Here is a 17,158-nt window from a genome sequence, read left to right as displayed (position 1 = left end):
TCGAATCTCTCCGGGCGCACCAATCTTGAAGAAAACGACCAGCTTGCTGGTCTTTTTTTTGCCCGTCGTTTCTGCCGAAGCAGACGATGGTGGGCAGTGCGTTGCAGTGTAGTGCGCCGTTCCGTCGGGCGATGCCGATCTTCCAGCAAAACGCGCGCCGCCGTCACCGCACGCACCGCATCCGGTGCGATCAGGCCGTGGCAGCAGCAGCGTTCGCGTCGGCAACCACCGTGACCGGCACCAGCGATGTCACCGGATGCCCGGCATCGCGCCATGCATCCAGACCACCCAGCAGCGGCCGCACATCGCGGTACCCGCGCTCGCGCATCCGCGCGGCCAGCCATGCGGCAGACACCTCGTCCGGACACGCACAGTAGATCACCACGCTGCGATCGCGCGGCACGCTGGCAAGGATCTGCGCCAGCTGACGCTCGTCGGCGAACACGGCACCAGGAATGGTGTATGGCTGCAACTGGCGATAGCCCGGGGCGCGGATATCCAGCACGGTCGGCCGCAGGCTTTCTTCGCCGGCCAGCAACGGCACCAACTCGTCTACCGCGATGCGCGCATGCTCCAGCGATCGCAACAGGCTCTGCCGCCGCCACCAGCGCCAACCGACATAGCCGGCCAGCAACGCGGCCAGGACCACGATCGCGCCTGCGCCGAGTTCGGACAGCAAAGCAAGCACATCCTGCACCTGAGGCGCGAACACAGCACCCACACTCAGTCCGGCCAATGCCCACAACGATGCACCGACGGCGTCGTATCGCAGGAACGCCGCAGGACGCACCCGCATCGCCCCGGCCATCGGCACCGAGACCATCGACAGGCCCGGCACGAACTTGGCGACCGCCAGCACGCGCACGCTCCAGCGCGAAAAAAAGCGCTCGGTCTGCTTCATGCAGCTGTCGCGCGACAACGACAGCCGACACAGCGACTGCAAGGTGCGGTTGCCGAAGCGGCGACCGGCCAGATACCAGACCAGGTCGCCCAGGAGGCTTGCCGCGACAGACACCGCCAATGCTGCAAGCCCGGCCAGCCAGGCATCGCTGCCACCTTGCAACGCATAGCTGGCGCCGACCAGCACCAGGGTCGGCAACGCCGGCACCGGCAGCCCGAGCGACAACGCCAGCACGTTGGCGAACACCAGCGCCAATCCGTACTGTTCGATCAAGCCTTGCATGCGACGACCCTGCGCGATGGCGGGCGACCATTATCCGTCTTCCCTCACAGCGGCGACTGCCCGGCAGCGACGGAACGATACGTTGCGGCCAAGGCGTCCAACCAGCGCTCGAACAGGCCCTCGCTGCGCAATGCGCGTCGCCACCAGCTCAACGCCTGTCCCTCTTCGCCCGGCCGCCAGGCCAGATAAAAGGTTTCGTCGGGCTTGTGGGTTTCCACCTGCACCTCGCGTAGCCGGCCCTCCTGCAGCGCCCCGCGCGCATACGGTTCGGGCAGAAAGCCGTAGCCGACGCCGGCCAATTGCAGCAGCAGCTTGGTGCGCATGGCGGGCACGGTGAGCACATCGCGTCCGGAGAGCAGCCCGACCGTGCGCGGCAGCAGGCGCCGCGCCGAGTCCGCCACTGCGATCGCACGGTGTTCGGCCAACTCGGCCGCGCCCAGCAGGCCGGCATTCGCCAGCGGAGAGGTGGATGCCACGGCAAACACGAACCGCAACGTGCCGATCGGCTCGGCTACATAGCCGCCACCGCTGGGCCCCTCGCCCGCCGCCACGATCAGGTCCACGCGCCTGTCCAGCAGCGCCTCCCAACTGCCCGACAACGACTCGCTCAGCACGCGCAGCCGCGTACTGTCGGCCACGGTGTAGAAGTCCAGGATCTGCGACTGCAGCAAGGCCGCAGGCAGCACCGCATCCAGTCCGATCGCAAACTCCGACTCCCAGCCGGAAGCCACGCGCCGCACCCGCACCTCCAGCTCTTGCGCGGCGCGCAGCAAGTGGCGCCCCTCGCGCAACAGCTCGCGGCCAGCCTGGGTAGGCGTGGCCTTCGGTCCCACCCGCTCGAAGAGCTGCACGCCCAGATCCTCTTCCAGTTTGGACACCGTATAGGAAATCGTCGAAGGCACCTTGAACAGCACCTTGGCCGCGGCGGCGAACGAGCCACGCCGGTCGATGGCATCCAGGATCTGCAACGCTTCCAGGCTGATCTTCATTGTTCGAATTTTTCGATGGTAGCGGCCAAATCTACTCGCTTTTTGTGGCGAAGATAGAGGCGGAGACTACGCATCAAGCCGCTGGACACCGATTCCTCCCAGCGCCAATTCCGAACCTTTCAAGGAGAAGCAGCATGTTGAATGTCCGCAAGAGCGAAACCCGTGGCCGCGCCGAACATGGCTGGCTGTCCTCACGCCACACCTTCTCCTTTGCCAGCTATCACGACCCGCGCCATATGGGCGTTGGCCCGCTGCGGGTGATCAACGAGGACAAGGTGCAGCCGGGCGAAGGCTTCGGCACCCACGCACACCGCGACATGGAGATCATTTCCTACGTCCTGGGCGGCGCGCTGGAGCACAAGGACAGCATGGGCACCGGCTCGGTCCTGCATTACGGCGACGTGCAGCGCATGAGCGCCGGCAGCGGCGTGACTCACAGCGAGTTCAATCACTCGGCCAGCGAGCCCGTGCACTTCCTGCAGATCTGGGTAATGCCCGAGCGTGCCGGCATCGAGCCGAGCTACGAAGAAAAGCACTTCGATGCCGACAGCAAGCGCAATCAACTGCGCCTGATCGCCTCGCCAGGCGGTGACAACGGCTCCCTGCGCCTGCACCAGGACGCACGCCTGTATGCCTCGATCCTGGATGGCCAGGCGCGTCTGCAGCAGCCGCTGGCCGAAGGCCGCATCGGCTACGTGCAGGTGGCGCGCGGCAGCCTGAGCGTCAATGGGCAGGCGCTGTCGGCTGGCGACGCGGTGCAGATCGTCGGCGAGCCGGAAATCGTACTGGCCGATGCACGCGATGCCGAAGTACTGGTATTCGACCTGCCCAAGTAAGCATCCAGGGCGGGCCGGATGGCGTACCTGCCAGGATTGGCATGCGATGTGCTGGTCAGTGCCGAAACAAACAAGGCCCGCGTACGCGGGCTTTGTCTTGTGCGCAGTCTCGTGGAGCGGCCAGCCGTGAGGTGGCAGCTCATGGCAGGAGACTTACATCCTGCTGCTTGGCAGCCAATAGCCGCCAGACGCAAAATGCGACTGGCGCTGCGGGTCGCGCGCTCTGCGATCTGTGAGTTGCCAATTGCAGCTCACCATCATTGCGACGGTCTGTATGTCATCGCAGCGGCGCTGATGGCAGCGAATGCCTCAGCACCGCAGGTTCGGCCACTTGCGCCCAGATCCACTACAAGGAAGTGCAAGATCTAAGGGAACATCACGACGTCGCGTGCGGGACGCAGTGAACCATCATCACGCCACCTTCGATGTCGCACGCCGCGCAGCCTGCGCATCGACCTGCACTGGCGCACGATCCGCCCCGCCATCCGCATCGCCATTGACCAAGGCGAACAGCGCATCCGCATCGTCTTCCAGCACGCGCGCCGAACGCGCCAAGTCGCCCACCATCTGCGCCTGGTCGCGCGCCTGCACGCCGATCGACTGCAACGCGGTATTGGCGCTGGAAATGTCCAGCGCCTGATCATGGCTGGCGGCGGCGATCTGCTCCACGGTCGCAGTGACGCGCAGGACCGAAGTCACCATGTCCTGCATCACCACACCGGCCTGCTCGGCCAGGCGCGAGCCATCGCCGACCTGATCGGTCGCGTGGTCGATCAAGGACCGGATCTCCCTGGCCGACACGCTGCAGCGCTGCGCAAGGCTACGCACTTCGGTCGCCACCACCGCAAAACCGCGTCCCTGCTCGCCCGCACGCGCCGCCTCGACCGCAGCGTTCAGGGCCAGGATGTTGGTCTGAAACGCGATGCCGTCGATCACCTCGATGATCTGACCGATGCGGTCGGTCGCCGAGCGAATGTCGGCGGTGGTCTTGACCACATCGGCAATGACGTCGGCACCGCGCCGCGCCACCGTGGCCGAGTCTTCGGCCATGCGCCGCGCCGAACCGGCATTCTCGGAATTGGCCCGCACCGTTGCGGCCAGCTGATCGATCGTGCTCGAGGTCTGCGCCACCGCGGCAGACTGCGTGGACACGCGACTGACCAATTCCTGGTTGCTCACAGAAATATGATGCGCCTCACGCTGCACGTTCTGCGCGATGCTCATCGTCTGTCGCATCAAATCGCGCATCCGCTCGGCCGAACGCACCTGCTCGGTGACATCGGTTGCGTACTTGACCACCTTGTAGGGCCGCCCGGAGACATCCAGGATCGGATTGTAGGAAGCCTGGATCCACACCGCACTGCCATCCTTGCGCAGTCGGCGATAACGTCCCGCGTCGAACTGGCCGCTCGCCAGCTTCGCCCAGAACTGCCGGTACTCCTCGGACGCGCGGTAGGCCGCATCTACGAACACGCTGTGGTGCTGGCCTATCGCCTCGGCAGCCGGATACCCCATGATGGTCAGGAAGTTCTCGTTGGCACCGAGCACGTTCCCTTTCAGGTCGAACTCGATCACCCCCATGACCTTGTCGATCGCCTGGATGCGCCCATCCGCATCGGCCGAATCGATCACCTGACGGGTCACGTCGGTGGCGTACTTGACCACCTTGTACGGGCGCCCGTGCTCGTCGAGCACCGGGTTGTAGGACGCCTGGATCCATACTTCCCTGCCGCCCTTGCCGATGCACCGATAGCGGCCTGCATCGAAGGCACCGCGCCCGAGCGAATCCCAGAACGCGCGATACGCAGCCGACTGGCGCGTGCTGGCATCGACGAACATGCCGTGGTGCTTGCCGACGATCTCCTCGAGCCGGTAGCCCATCACTTGCAGGAAATTCTGGTTGGCCGCGAGCACCGTGCCGTCCAGCGAGAACTCGATGACGGCCATCACCTTGTCGATGGCGTCGATGCGCCCCTCGAAATCGGCTGTCTGGCGTACCTGCGCAGTGATGTCGGTGGCGTACTTCACCACGCGATACGCCTTGCCGGATCGATCCAGCAACGGGTTGTAGGAGGCATTGATCCACACCTCGTGCCCGCGTTTATCCAGCCGGCAGAAGCGCCCGGCATTGAAATCGCCGCGCCGCAGCCCCTCCCAGAAGTGCCGATAGCCTTCGCTGTCGCGATCTGCGGCCGTCACGAACATGCGGTGGTGCTGGCCGACCACCTCGTCCAGTCGATACCCCATCAGGGCCAGGAAGTTCGGGTTCGCATCCAGAATGCGGCCGTCCAGGTCGAACTCGATAACCGCCATCACCCGGTCCACCGCTGCGACCTTGTGGCGCAGCCCGCGACCCCAGAAGGAGAACACGCGTCCAAGCAGGTTCGATAGGCGCATCACGTCGACATCCGAGATAGGGTTCACGTCCTTAGCGACCCATGCGCCGGTTACTTGACCCTCACCGCGTCCCGCATCCACAAGGCGGTTCAGATGTGTAAGGCAGCGACGACGTGCGCTGGCGCGAAGCGGTCATGGCACTCACCCCAAGTCCGCTTCATGGCATCCGGGCAGGCGACCGAATGGGGTGTAAGACCTCGATCGCTGCACTGCCATCCTCGACCGCGGAACATCGATAGGCCTTTCACGCTGGATCTTCGACCCTGGTTCTGGTTCTGGTTTTGCTCTTGATCCTTACTCCTTAGTGATCCACAGGAGTGGATTGGCAGCGGTCTAGTTGCAGCAGCGATAGATCCAAACGCTGCAATCTCGCGCGCAGACGCAGCGCCGCCGTATGCCATCCGCCTGCATGCGCAAGACGGCAAAACCCGGAGTGTTCAAGACGCCATCGATACGAGGCTTTATCGCTTACGTCGATGCGCCTCGCTCCATGCGTCATACGGCACGCTGGCGCACACCACAATGGAGTGCTGCCTCGCCCTGTGTCTCGCACAATCCCTGCAAGCGCATGCCCACAACCATGCAGATGGAATGACACGGTGCAGCGCTGCGCCGAAATCTGGCGGACTGGCAGCAAGCAAACAGGGCGCGACCTCTTTATAACGCGACAACGCAGCTCGCGATCGCGCTGCAGGCGCCTAACGCGTCGCTATCGACCATTGAGCGATGCGAGCAAGGCAAGGGCCTTCGCTAGCCAGCGCATCTGATGCTTGAGATGTGAGCTGATGAGAGACGCAAAGGTTAGTTGCAAGCCTCCGGCCAGCAGTCGAGCTCAGAGCCGACCTTCTTGAAGCACTGTGGTCACTGACGACGGGCGCACAGCGCGCCCCTTTCGCCGTACGCACTGCAGGCCTGAGTGTTGCTGGCCGAGTGCGCTCACGGACGCGTCTGCAGAATTGAACTAGCGTCAGCGAGCACCCACCGATCCCAGAATCCGACGACGCTAGCGTCGCAGCGCCCAGACGACGCTCTCAACCAACACGCCTTGTCGATGAACGCATCGCACAAATAAAAACGCCCGCAAATCAGTGATTTGCGGGCGTTTAGAACACTGGCGGAGCGAGAGGGATTCGAACCCTCGATAGAGCTTTTGACCCTATACTCCCTTAGCAGGGGAGCCCCTTCAGCCACTCGGGCATCGCTCCAGTTTTTGCTGCCTGCCGCGATGTCCGTGGCAGGCCGCGAAGAATACCGGGTAAGAGGGGCTAACGTAAACCCTTGACAATGATCAATTCGAAGAATCGTCGCCGTGATGTGCGCCAGAGGCGACCGGCTCATCCCCACGCTGGATGCGCTGATAGATTTCTTCGCGATGCACAGCCACATCCTTGGGTGCGGTGATACCGATGCGCACCTGATTGCCCTTGACGCCGAGAACGGTCACGGTGACCGAATCGCCGATCATCAAGGTTTCGCCTACCCGGCGAGTGAGGATCAACATTTTGCAAATCTCCTGGAACCGGTGGATTTCCCACCGGCATCGACGGCCTCCTGAGTGAGACGCGCCCTACGTAAAGGGAATAGACCAGAAATGGTAGCGGGACATCCTGCTAGCCAGCAAGCATAGCAGGACAAGTGTTCAGCCCAAGTGTTGCTTGACCCAGAGGGGAACACCGTCGAGTGCGGTCGCAAGGGCGGGCCCGTCCTCGCCACCACCCTGGGCGAGATCCGGACGGCCACCGCCCTTGCCGCCGATCTGACTGGCGATGTGGCCGAGGAGTTCCCCTGCCTTCACCTTGCCAGTTGGGCTGCCGTTCACACCAGCGACAAGTGCCACCTTGCCGCCCGAAGCACCAGCCAGCACGATCACCGAATCGCCGAGCTGTTGCTTCAGGCGATCCATCGCATCGCGCAGCGCCTTGGCATCGAATCCCTCCAGACGCACCGCGACAACCTTGACTCCGGCAACATCAATTGCACGAGCGCCCAGATCGGCGGTCGCACCCGACGCCAGCTTGGCCTTGAGCGATTCCAGCTCGCGCTCCAGCCGCTTCTGACGCTCGGTCAGCGCGCGCACCTTATCCACCACTTCGGTGGTGTTGCCGCCGAGCAGATTGGCGGCTTCGAGCAAGCGACGTTCCTCGTCAGCCACGTAGTCCAGCGCGCCCTGCCCGGTCACTGCTTCGATACGGCGCACACCCGACGACACGCCACCTTCGGAGGTGATCTTGAACAAACCGATGTCGCCGGTGCGGGTGACATGCGTGCCACCACACAATTCGGTGGAATAGCCGCCCATCTTGAGCACGCGGACGTTTTCTCCGTACTTCTCGCCGAACAGGGCCATCGCGCCGAAATCCAGCGCCTCCTGCATGGCCATGTTGTGCACTTCCACGCCATGGTTGGTGCGGACTTCAGCGTTGACCTTGCGCTCGATCACAGCGAGCTCGTCAGCAGTGATCGGTTGGAAGTGCGAGAAGTCAAAGCGCAGCCGATCAGGCGCGACCAGCGAGCCCTTCTGCTGCACATGCGTTCCCAGTACTTCGCGCAGGGCTGCGTGCAGCAGGTGGGTGGCCGAGTGATTGAGGATGGTTTTGCCGCGACGTTGCGTATCGATCCCGCCGGCAAGCACATCACCAAGCGCAAGCGTGCCTTCGCTGATGCGACCCACGTGCCCATGGAACTGGCCGGCGAACTTCTGCGTATCGGCAACTTCGATCGAGACACCCGGGCCGCTCAGCTGGCCGCTGTCGCCGACCTGGCCACCCGACTCGGCGTAGAACGGCGTGCGATCGGTGAACACGATCACCTCATCACCCGCTTCCGCACGTTCGACCGGGCGGCCCTGCCTGAGAATGGCCACGACCTTGAGGGCGTCGGTATCGTACGCTTCGTAACCCAGAAACACGGTCGGCGACATGCTGGCGACCAGGTCCGCCGGCAGTGCGACGCCGCCGCCGAACTTGCCAGCCGCACGCGCGGTCTCGCGCTGACGCTCCATCGCGAACTCGAAGCCCTCCATGTCCACGCGCATGCCGCGCTCGCGCGCGATATCGGAAGTCAGGTCGACCGGAAAGCCGTAAGTGTCGTACAGCCGGAACGCGTCGGCGCCCGGGATGATGTCCTGCGAGCGCGATGCGACCTCATCGAAGATCTTCATGCCGGCGTCCAGCGTCTCGGCAAAGCGCTCTTCTTCGGCCAACAGCGCGCGCGCCACCGTGTCTTTCGCCACCACCAGCTCGGGATAGGCCTCGCCCATCAGCTCGACCAGCGTGGGCACCATCTTGCTGAAGAACGGCTGGCGCACGCCCAACATCCAGCCATGGCGCAGCGCACGCCGGATGATCCGGCGCAGCACATAGCCGCGCCCTTCATTGGAGGGCAGCACGCCATCGACGATGAGGAAGGAGCAGGCGCGGATGTGATCGGCGATCACTCGCAGCGACTTGTTCTCCAGATCGGTGATGCCGGTCAGCGCACTGGCCTTGCCGATCAACGCCTGGAACAGGTCGATTTCATAGTTGGTATGGACGTGCTGCAGGATCGCAGCCAGACGCTCCAGACCCATGCCCGTGTCCACGCACGGCGCCGGCAGCGGCACCAGAGTGCCGTCGGGCTGACGATCGAACTGCATGAAGACCAGGTTCCAGATCTCGATGAAGCGGTCGCCATCTTCATCCGGCGACCCCGGCGGGCCACCGGCGATGTGATCGCCGTGATCGAAGAAGATTTCGGTACACGGGCCGCAGGGGCCGGTATCGGCCATCTGCCAGAAATTGTCCGAGGCGTAAGGCGCACCCTTGTTGTCGCCGATGCGCACGATGCGGCTTTCCGGGATGCCGATCATGTCGCGCCACAACGCAAAGGCTTCTTCGTCGGTGTGGTAGACGGTGACCAGCAGGCGGTCGGCCGGCAGCTTCCAGACCTGGGTCAACAGTTCCCATGCCCAGGCAATGGCGTCCTTCTTGAAGTAGTCGCCAAACGACCAGTTGCCGAGCATTTCGAAGAAGGTATGGTGGCGCGCGGTGTAGCCCACCGAGTCCAGATCGTTGTGCTTGCCACCGGCACGCAGGCAGCGCTGCACGTCCGCGGCACGCACGTAGCAACGCTTCTCCGCGCCGAGAAAGACGTCCTTGAACTGGACCATGCCGGAATTGGTAAAGAGCAAGGTGGGGTCGTTGCCCGGCACCAGCGGCGCGGATGGCACGATGGTGTGGCCCTTCCCCTCGAAGAACGCGAGGAAGTCACTACGGATCTGGGAAGTGCTGAATTTGGCAGGTGCGTTCATGTGCTGGCATTGGGCGGGCGGCAGTCCCGGTCACCCAATGAAATGTGGGCGCAGATGAGCGGAACAACCTGAAACCACGAAGGGTAGCAGGCCTGACGCCCTCAGTCCTCAAGGTCGAAGCGCGTGGCGGCGCGAACGCTGTTGCCGTCGAAACCCCGCCGGGCCAGCAAATCGGCGGCCTTGCGCCGCTGCGGAAGGTCGGTTGGGCCTTGTTCGCCAAACCGACGGCGGATCAGGTCGCGCGCGTTTTCGGTCCAATCCCCTTCAAAGGTCGCCAAGGCGGCACTGATGGCCTCGCTATCCAGGCCATGGGTTCCGAGCTCGGCACGAATATGCAGCGGGCCATAACCCGAACCAGCGCGATTGCGCACGACTGCAGCAGCGAAGCGGGTGTCGTCCTGCCATCCCTCGTCCGTGAGCCGATCGACAGCCGCTTGCGCCTCATCTGGCTCGATCCCGCGGGCCAGCAGCTTGCGGTTCAATTCCTTGCGCGAATGTTCGCGCCGCACCAATAAGCCGAGTGCGCGCTGGACCGGCGTCTGTTCCTTGAACCGGCGCCCCCCCTTTGGTGCGGGCTCTTGCTCGTCCATCGTTGAGGTGTCCCGAATCGCCAAAATCAGTTACGACATCAATGCGCCGTCCATGGCGCCTGCCCTCCTGGCCTTCGATAGATCTACCGCGAGAAGCGACAGCACTGACTCCGCCGTCCTCGCGATAGAAAAACTTCAAACACGCTCGAACCTGTTGCCCCAGCGCCGGGCGGACGTGGGTGGCAATGGAGCGGCCACGTATCGTGCGAGGTTCCGCCCGCCGCTCACCGACAGCATCACTGTCACCAACTCACGGCAAACCAACTCCGGTGAGTGGTGATGTTGTGCAGCTGCAACTTATTCCTTGTCTTCGTCGTCGCCGGCCTCACGCGGTGCTTCGGCAGGTTGGAACTTCTCACGCAGCTCCGCTTCCAGCCGGGTCGCAACCTGCGGGTTGTCGCGCAGGTAGGTTCGCGCGTTGTCCTTGCCCTGCCCGATGCGCTCATCGCCGTAGCTGTACCAAGCGCCGGCCTTGTCGACCAGCTTGGCTTCCACGCCCATGTCGATCAATTCGCCCTCGCGACTGATGCCTTCGCCATACAGGATTTCGGTCACGACCTGCTTGAACGGAGGCGCCAGCTTGTTCTTGACCACTTTGATCTTGGTCTGGTTACCGATGATCTCGTCGCCCTTCTTGATCGCACCGATACGGCGGATATCCAGACGCACCGAGGCGTAGAACTTCAGCGCGTTGCCGCCGGTGGTCACTTCCGGGCTCTGGCCCGGCATCATGACGCCGATCTTCATGCGCAGCTGATTGATGAAGACCACTAGCGTGTTGGAGCGCTTGATATTGCCGGTGAGCTTGCGCAGCGCCTGGCTCATCAGGCGAGCCTGCAAACCTGGCAGCTGGTCGCCCATCTCGCCTTCGATTTCTGCCTTAGGCGTCAGTGCAGCGACCGAGTCGACCACCACGATATCAACCGAACCCGAACGCACCAGCATGTCGGCAATTTCCAGTGCCTGCTCACCGGTATCCGGCTGCGACAGCAGCAGGTCGTCGACATTGACGCCCAGCTTGGCCGCATAAATCGGGTCCAGTGCGTGCTCGGCATCGATGAAGGCAGCGGTGCCGCCGTTCTTCTGGCATTCGGCGATGGCTTGCAGGGTCAAGGTGGTCTTGCCGGAGGATTCCGGGCCGTAGATTTCGACCACGCGGCCCTTCGGCAGGCCGCCGATCCCCAGGGCGATATCCAGCATCAGCGAGCCGGTCGGGATGACTTCGACCGCCTCAATGACGCGGTCGCCCATGCGCATGACCGAGCCCTTGCCGAATTGCTTTTCGATCTGGCTCAGTGCGGCGGAAAGGGCGCGCTTCTTGTTCTCGTCCATCTGGGTGATCCTCGTCAGTGATTTCGGTATGGGGCTAATGTAGCGGCGGTGTATCGCACAGCCTGAGACTGCAGGCGACACACTCAGATTAAGAAGGCGGCAAGTCCCGTGGCAGCGGGAAATCCTGCAGTGCGGGCTCGGAAAAACGCCAGCACCGCCATCGGCACAGACCTCAGCGGTTAGGCCTCAACAGCCCGCAATACAGGCCTTCAATCGCGAAATCCTGATCCGGTAGCACCTCAATGGGCGCGTAGTCTGGATTGCGCGGCAACAGCCGGATGCGGTCCTTGCCGATCTTCAGCAGCTTTACCGTGATTTCCTCATCGATCCGCGCCACCACGATCTGCCCCGAGCGCGCGTCGCGGGTACGGTGCACGCCGATCAGATCGCCGTTGAAGATGCCTTCGTCGCGCATCGAATCGCCTTGCACCTTGAGCAGATAATCCGGCGACGGCGAGAAAAACACACGATCCAGTACGACAAAGTCGTCCGAGCCGATATCGGCGCCAATTGGCAGACCCGCGGCCACGCGGCCCAGCACCGGCAGACGCAGCACATCGTCGCGGGCCGCCTCGCTCACAGGAGCCGTGCGTGTCTGCGCCCCCTGCCCGGCCAGCCGTATCCCGCGCGCCTGGCCTGGGACGCGTCGGATCGCACCCGCATGCTCCAGCGCTTCCAGGTGATATTGCGCCGCGCGCACGCCCTTGAAGCCGAACGCGCGCGCGATTTCGGTCTGCGAAGGCGGAACACCATCGGCGTCGATGCGCTCGGTGATCAGGGCCAGGATTGCTTGCTGGGTATCGGTCAGGTCCATGGTTAGTAGTATTACTACTAACGAACGCCTGCGCAAGTATTTCGCCGCGTCTTGCCCGCACGCCATCACGACGACGCGCGTCGCGCGCTAGCGCCGGCTTCGCCAGATCGAAAACAAGATCCAGATGCCGCACAGCGCCGCGCCGAGGAAGCCGCCCACGCCTAGCGCGAGCAGCCAGCGGCTGGCGCTACCGCCGACGCTGTTCATGACGATCGAGGAGCCGATCACCAAGGCGGCTGTCACGATACCCATCGTGAGGCGATTGGCGGCGCGGTCGACCTGCTCGCCGAACTCGCGCAATGCGCGTGTTTCGATCTGCAGCTGCAGCTTGCCGCGGCGTGCGGCTTGCAACAGGCGCTTGAGGTCGCGCGGCAGATCGCCGATCAGGTCGATCGCGCCAGTCACGGTCCGCCGGCCACGCCGCACGATGGCGCGCGGCGCATAGCGCTGCAGCACCACGCGCTCCAGGTACGGACGCGCCTCGGTGGCCATGTCGAAATCCGGATCGAGCTGGCGCCCCATGCCTTCCAGGGTGAGAAAGGCCTTGATCATCAGTGCCAGGTCCGATGGCAGCGTCAGCCCGTGATCGCGCAGGATGGAGGTGACGTCGCCAAGCATTGCGCCAATACGCAATTCTTTCAGCGGCACGCCGCGATACTCGTCGACGAACGCGCCGATGTCTTGCTGCAAACGCGCCTCATCGATCTCCAGGCTGGTGCCCGCCCATTCCAGCAATACATCGATCACCGCTTCGGCGTCGTAGCTGACCATGCCGTGCAGCAGCTGTGCGACCTGAAACCGACGCTGCTCGGAGACGCGCCCGACCATGCCGAAATCGATGACCGCGATGCGCCCGTCGCGCAGGTAAAAAATGTTCCCCGGATGCGGGTCGGCGTGGAAGCAGCCGTCCTGCAGCACCATCTTGAGCACGATGCCGGCACCGGCACGTGCGAGCGCCCTGCGATCCAGGCCGGCCGCATCGACGGCGAGCAGATCGCGCCCCGGAATCCCATCGATGAATTCCTGCACGTTGAGCGACTCGCAGGTCCACTCCCAGTACACCGCCGGCACCACCACCTGCGCATCGTGCGCGAAGTTGGCGGCGATGCGTTCGGCGTTGCGCCCCTCGGCAGCGAAGTCCAGCTCGCGTCGCAGCGAGACGGTAAATTGCTGTACCACCTCGGAAGGACGGTAGCGCTTGAGATCCGGTGCGCGGGTTTCGACGATTTCAGCAAGCCGGGCGAGCAGGCGCAGATCCGCATCGATGGTGTCACCGATATCGGGACGACGGATCTTCAACACCACCGGGATGCCATCGACCAACCACGCGCGATGCGTCTGTGCCAGCGATGCGGCTGCCAGCGGTTGTTCGTCCAGGCGCGCGAAGACGCTTTCCGGCTCCATACCCAGCGCAGCGACCAGCTGCGGGCGGATCTGATCGAATGGCAGCGCCGGCACCGCGTTCTGCAGCTCGCTCAATTCTTCGATCCACTCCGGCGGCAGCAGATCCACGCGCGTGGCCAGCACCTGGCCCAGTTTGACGAAGGTTGGCCCGAGCTCTTCCAGTGCACGCCGCACGCGCATCGCTGCGGACATGCGCAACCGGCCCTCGGCATTCTGCCAATGCAACAGCCTGCCGGCGCGCTCAAGCACATCGGCCAGGCCGATACGACGCACCACATCGCCGAAGCCATAGCGGATCAGGACCGAGGCGATTTCCTGCAGACGCCCAAGATCACGTACCGTGCCTAGCGCTTCCCACATCAGCACACCGCCTGCGAGCGCGTTGTGCTCAGGCGCTGCGTGACACTGCAGTACATAGCAGCCTGCAACGCGGCGACCGATGGGACAGGAGCAAGAAACGAATGCATTGGCGCGCTGGGCGGTGAGGAGACCTCGTTTGTAGCCGATCTGCCCTCTGCTGTCGCGCCCTCGCCCCGCCCAAGCTCAGCGCAGGTTGCAAAGCATTGCGCAGCGCATGCACCCCGGTTGCGCCATTGCCACCTCGCAGCCTCGTTGCATGTGCCAAATAACGCGTCCGCTCAGCGCGCGGCGGCGTGTCGACAACCAGCCACCGCCAGTTCCTTGGCACGGTGCATAGCTACAGCGTTTGGGTTTCCATGCTGGGCGAGATTGCGCTGACAACAGGGCGCCGCGGATCTGCTACCGAACCCCATCCAGTGGACCCAACGAGCGCTAAAGCAGCGCGCTCAACCCGCGCAGTGCTGCAGCGACGGTCTGACGACGCACCGCATCGCGGTCGCCATTGAACTGGAACAGTTGCGCCGTGGCGTAACCACCGCGACGTTTCCAGCCGATCCAGACCGTGCCGACCGGCTTGTCCTCACTGCCTCCGCCGGGTCCGGCAATGCCGGTCACTGCCACCGCGATGCTTGCGCCGGAATTCACCAGGGCGCCAGAGACCATTTCGATCACCGTTTCGCGGCTGACCGCCCCATGCACTTCCAGGGTCTGTGGGCGGACGCCGAGCAGCGCCTGCTTGGCCTCATAGCTGTAGGCGGCCATCCCGCAATCGAACCAGTGCGAGGAGCCGGCGACATCGGTCACCGCCTTGGCAATCCAGCCACCGGTGCAACTCTCGGCAGTGACCAGGCGCTCGCGCGCGGCAAGCAATTGCTGCCCGAGAGCCTCGGCCAGCTGCTGCAGTTCGGAATCGGCGGAAAAAGACATGGGCACGGCAAGGAGGGGGCAGCGGACGTTTTAGCCCAATTCGTCGCGCCTGTCTGCCACTGGCGCCGATTCCGGCTGGGCGCCAGGTGACCAAGGTTCAGTGGCGATGAGCGGCCGATATGCGGCACGGCGGGTCTGGCCGGGCTTGCATGTGCGCCGCGGCCGGCCGCATGCGGTCACCGTGCAGCGCGGCCTCCAAGGCGCCTAAGCACCGCAGCGAGGGCACTACATCACTGAGGACAGGTGTGATGCGCTGCATGCGTGCACGACTGCACTCTTCCGCAATATCCACCACTCATACGGGTTTTCTGTAAGTTCGGCTGGCCAGGACGCGGCCTGGGGACTGTCGCATAGCGATGCGGTACACCCTGCCCCATTCGCCTTGAAGCAACAGCACGGTCTCGTCATACCGACCGTGCTGCTTCCTTCACGCTTCCCAGTCTTCGCGACGATCCGGCAGCATTGCGCGCAGTGGCGCACCGTCCTGCCCGGCAGCCAACCGCTCGGCCTCGACCATCGGCAGATCGACCTCGAGCAACCAACCCTCTTCGTCGGATTGCTCATTGCGGACCACTTCCAGCTGATGCAGCCTGGAACGCAGGCGGCCGGCAGACGGTGGTAGCCGTAGCTGGCCGGTCAGGTGGCGCAGATCCAGCCGCTGGCCGAGCGCATGCTGCAACTCTTCCAGCCCGCGCCCGTCGCGCGCCGACACCCACACACGTTCGCGGCGGGCCGGGTCAGGAATGCCGTCCTGCGCGTCGTGGCGCACTTCGGCGCCTTCGATCTTGTCGATCTTGTTGAATACCAGCAACTGCGGCAGATCGCCGGCACCGACGGCCTGCAACACTTCGTCGACCTGCAGGATGCGTTCTTCGCGCAACGGGTCTGCCGCATCGACGACGTGCAGCAACAGATCGGCATCGCGCGCCTCCGACAGCGTCGAGCGGAACGCGGCGACCAGCTCGTGCGGAAGATCGCGCACGAAGCCGACCGTGTCGGCAAGAATCGCGCTGCCGCCCGGCAACGCAATGCGTCGCACGGTGGGATCGAGCGTGGCGAACAGTTGATCTGCTACGTAGGCCTCTGCACCGGTCAACACGTTGAACAGCGTCGACTTGCCGGCATTGGTGTAACCGACCAGTGCAATCCGTGGCAATTCGCTGCGCATCCGCGCACGACGCATCTGGGTGCGCTGCACCTCGACCTTTTCCAGCCGCTGCTGCAATTGTTCGACGCGCTTTTGCAGCAGGCGGCGGTCGGTTTCCAGCTGGGTTTCGCCAGGGCCGCGCAGGCCGATGGAGCCACCGCGCTGACGCTCCAAATGCGTCCAGCCACGTACCAGCCGAGTGGCCATGTGACGCAACTGCGCCAGTTCCACCTGCAACTTGCCTTCGTGGCTGCGCGCACGTTGCGCGAAGATGTCCAGGATCAACCCGGTGCGGTCGATCACGCGCCGCTCCAGATACCGCTCCAGGTTGCGCTCCTGGCCGGGCGACAGGGTGTGATTGACCAACACCAGATCCGCACCGGTCGCCTCGGCAGCGGCCTTGACCTCTTCCAGCTTGCCGCTACCGATCAAGGTCGACGGGCTGGGCTTATCGATGCGTGCGGTGAGTGTGGCGGCCACCGTGGCGCCCGCCGACTTTGCAAGGTCGGCGAACTCCTCCATCACATCGTCTTCGGCAGGCCCGCCGGAGTGGGTCTGTATCAACAACGCGTGTTCACCCTTGCGGGACCGATCAAACACGCACTGCTCCGTTACTGCTCGACGTCGTCATCTTCCGCCTGATTGCCTTCATTGGATTGCACATACCCACCACCAGGCCCCACGCGCACATTGCGCGCCGGCACCACCGTGGAAATGGCGTGCTTGTACACCATCTGACTCACGGTATTGCGCAGCAGGACCACGAATTGGTCGAACGACTCGATCGTGCCCTGCAGCTTGATGCCATTGACCAGATACACCGACACGGGCACCCGCTCGCGCCGCAGCGCATTGAGGAATGGGTCCTGTAAAGATTGCCCCTTAGCCATC

The 17,158-nt window shown here is 63.9% G+C and carries 13 protein-coding genes and 1 tRNA gene; 1 reads left to right on the top strand and 13 read right to left on the bottom strand.

Annotation, left to right across the window (positions count from 1 at the left end):
- Positions 1–190: 190 nt before the first annotated feature.
- Complete coding sequence (locus J7367_RS12040) at positions 191–1,183, bottom strand: DedA family protein/thiosulfate sulfurtransferase GlpE (protein WP_057659778.1); 993 nt, start codon at positions 1,181–1,183, stop codon at positions 191–193.
- Between the two features lie 44 nt (positions 1,184–1,227).
- Positions 1,228–2,172, bottom strand: a complete 945-nt coding sequence (locus J7367_RS12035) for a LysR substrate-binding domain-containing protein (RefSeq protein WP_057659776.1) — start codon at positions 2,170–2,172, stop codon at positions 1,228–1,230.
- Between the two features lie 134 nt (positions 2,173–2,306).
- Here J7367_RS12035 and J7367_RS12030 point away from each other — a divergent pair, with 134 nt between their 5' ends.
- Positions 2,307–3,008 (top strand): pirin family protein, encoded by a 702-nt coding sequence (locus tag J7367_RS12030; RefSeq protein ID WP_007966758.1) that lies wholly within the window; start codon positions 2,307–2,309, stop codon positions 3,006–3,008.
- A 411-nt stretch (positions 3,009–3,419) separates the two neighbouring features.
- Here J7367_RS12030 and J7367_RS12025 read toward each other — a convergent pair whose 3' ends face one another.
- The 11 genes from J7367_RS12025 to hfq form a co-directional block, all read right to left on the bottom strand.
- On the bottom strand, positions 3,420–5,378 hold the full coding sequence (locus J7367_RS12025; protein ID WP_057659816.1) for a PAS domain-containing methyl-accepting chemotaxis protein: 1,959 nt from the start codon (positions 5,376–5,378) through the stop codon (positions 3,420–3,422).
- A 1,139-nt stretch (positions 5,379–6,517) separates the two neighbouring features.
- A tRNA-Ser gene (locus J7367_RS12020) sits at positions 6,518–6,610 on the bottom strand.
- Between the two features lie 83 nt (positions 6,611–6,693).
- Positions 6,694–6,906, bottom strand: a complete 213-nt coding sequence (gene csrA / locus J7367_RS12015) for a carbon storage regulator CsrA (protein ID WP_003481884.1) — start codon at positions 6,904–6,906, stop codon at positions 6,694–6,696.
- A gap of 138 nt (positions 6,907–7,044) precedes the next feature.
- Entirely contained in the window at positions 7,045–9,693 is a 2,649-nt protein-coding gene (gene alaS, locus J7367_RS12010; RefSeq protein WP_057659775.1) for an alanine--tRNA ligase, read from the bottom strand.
- Between the two features lie 101 nt (positions 9,694–9,794).
- The gene (gene recX / locus J7367_RS12005; protein WP_057659773.1) at positions 9,795–10,283 is read right to left on the bottom strand and encodes a recombination regulator RecX; all 489 of its coding nucleotides are present in this window, start codon (positions 10,281–10,283) and stop codon (positions 9,795–9,797) included.
- A gap of 297 nt (positions 10,284–10,580) precedes the next feature.
- Positions 10,581–11,615: a recombinase RecA gene (recA, locus tag J7367_RS12000; RefSeq protein WP_003481871.1), complete on the bottom strand. Its 1,035-nt coding sequence runs from the start codon at positions 11,613–11,615 to the stop codon at positions 10,581–10,583.
- A 172-nt stretch (positions 11,616–11,787) separates the two neighbouring features.
- Positions 11,788–12,429 carry a transcriptional repressor LexA gene (gene lexA / locus J7367_RS11995; RefSeq protein ID WP_007966767.1) on the bottom strand — a complete coding sequence of 214 codons (642 nt, stop codon included), beginning with the start codon at positions 12,427–12,429 and terminating at the stop codon, positions 11,788–11,790.
- Positions 12,430–12,516: 87 nt separating this feature from the next.
- A complete protein-coding gene (ubiB, locus tag J7367_RS11990; protein WP_057659771.1) occupies positions 12,517–14,193 on the bottom strand; it encodes a 2-polyprenylphenol 6-hydroxylase in 1,677 nt (558 codons plus the stop codon).
- Positions 14,194–14,625: 432 nt separating this feature from the next.
- Positions 14,626–15,120 carry a CinA family protein gene (locus J7367_RS11985; protein ID WP_003481865.1) on the bottom strand — a complete coding sequence of 165 codons (495 nt, stop codon included), beginning with the start codon at positions 15,118–15,120 and terminating at the stop codon, positions 14,626–14,628.
- A gap of 427 nt (positions 15,121–15,547) precedes the next feature.
- Complete coding sequence (gene hflX / locus J7367_RS11980; RefSeq protein ID WP_007972061.1) at positions 15,548–16,867, bottom strand: ribosome rescue GTPase HflX; 1,320 nt, start codon at positions 16,865–16,867, stop codon at positions 15,548–15,550.
- An 11-nt stretch (positions 16,868–16,878) separates the two neighbouring features.
- Positions 16,879–17,157: an RNA chaperone Hfq gene (hfq, locus tag J7367_RS11975; protein ID WP_005915027.1), complete on the bottom strand. Its 279-nt coding sequence runs from the start codon at positions 17,155–17,157 to the stop codon at positions 16,879–16,881.
- Position 17,158 lies beyond the last annotated feature (1 nt).

The sequence above is a fragment of the Xanthomonas sp. D-36-1 genome (genome assembly GCF_017746155.1).
Classification (GTDB): domain Bacteria; phylum Pseudomonadota; class Gammaproteobacteria; order Xanthomonadales; family Xanthomonadaceae; genus Xanthomonas; species Xanthomonas cissicola.
This window is presented reverse-complemented; position numbering and strand designations above follow the sequence as displayed.

Coding starts and splice junctions, on each gene's coding strand:
- J7367_RS12040 (WP_057659778.1), bottom strand. CDS start 1,183: ATGCAAGGCTTGATCGAACAGTACGGATTGGCGCTGGTGTTCGCCAAC.
- J7367_RS12035 (WP_057659776.1), bottom strand. CDS start 2,172: ATGAAGATCAGCCTGGAAGCGTTGCAGATCCTGGATGCCATCGACCGG.
- J7367_RS12030 (WP_007966758.1), top strand. CDS start 2,307: ATGTTGAATGTCCGCAAGAGCGAAACCCGTGGCCGCGCCGAACATGGC.
- csrA (WP_003481884.1), bottom strand. CDS start 6,906: ATGTTGATCCTCACTCGCCGGGTAGGCGAAACCTTGATGATCGGCGAT.
- alaS (WP_057659775.1), bottom strand. CDS start 9,693: ATGAACGCACCTGCCAAATTCAGCACTTCCCAGATCCGTAGTGACTTC.
- recX (WP_057659773.1), bottom strand. CDS start 10,283: ATGGACGAGCAAGAGCCCGCACCAAAGGGGGGGCGCCGGTTCAAGGAA.
- recA (WP_003481871.1), bottom strand. CDS start 11,615: ATGGACGAGAACAAGAAGCGCGCCCTTTCCGCCGCACTGAGCCAGATC.
- lexA (WP_007966767.1), bottom strand. CDS start 12,429: ATGGACCTGACCGATACCCAGCAAGCAATCCTGGCCCTGATCACCGAG.
- ubiB (WP_057659771.1), bottom strand. CDS start 14,193: ATGTGGGAAGCGCTAGGCACGGTACGTGATCTTGGGCGTCTGCAGGAA.
- J7367_RS11985 (WP_003481865.1), bottom strand. CDS start 15,120: ATGTCTTTTTCCGCCGATTCCGAACTGCAGCAGCTGGCCGAGGCTCTC.
- hfq (WP_005915027.1), bottom strand. CDS start 17,157: ATGGCTAAGGGGCAATCTTTACAGGACCCATTCCTCAATGCGCTGCGG.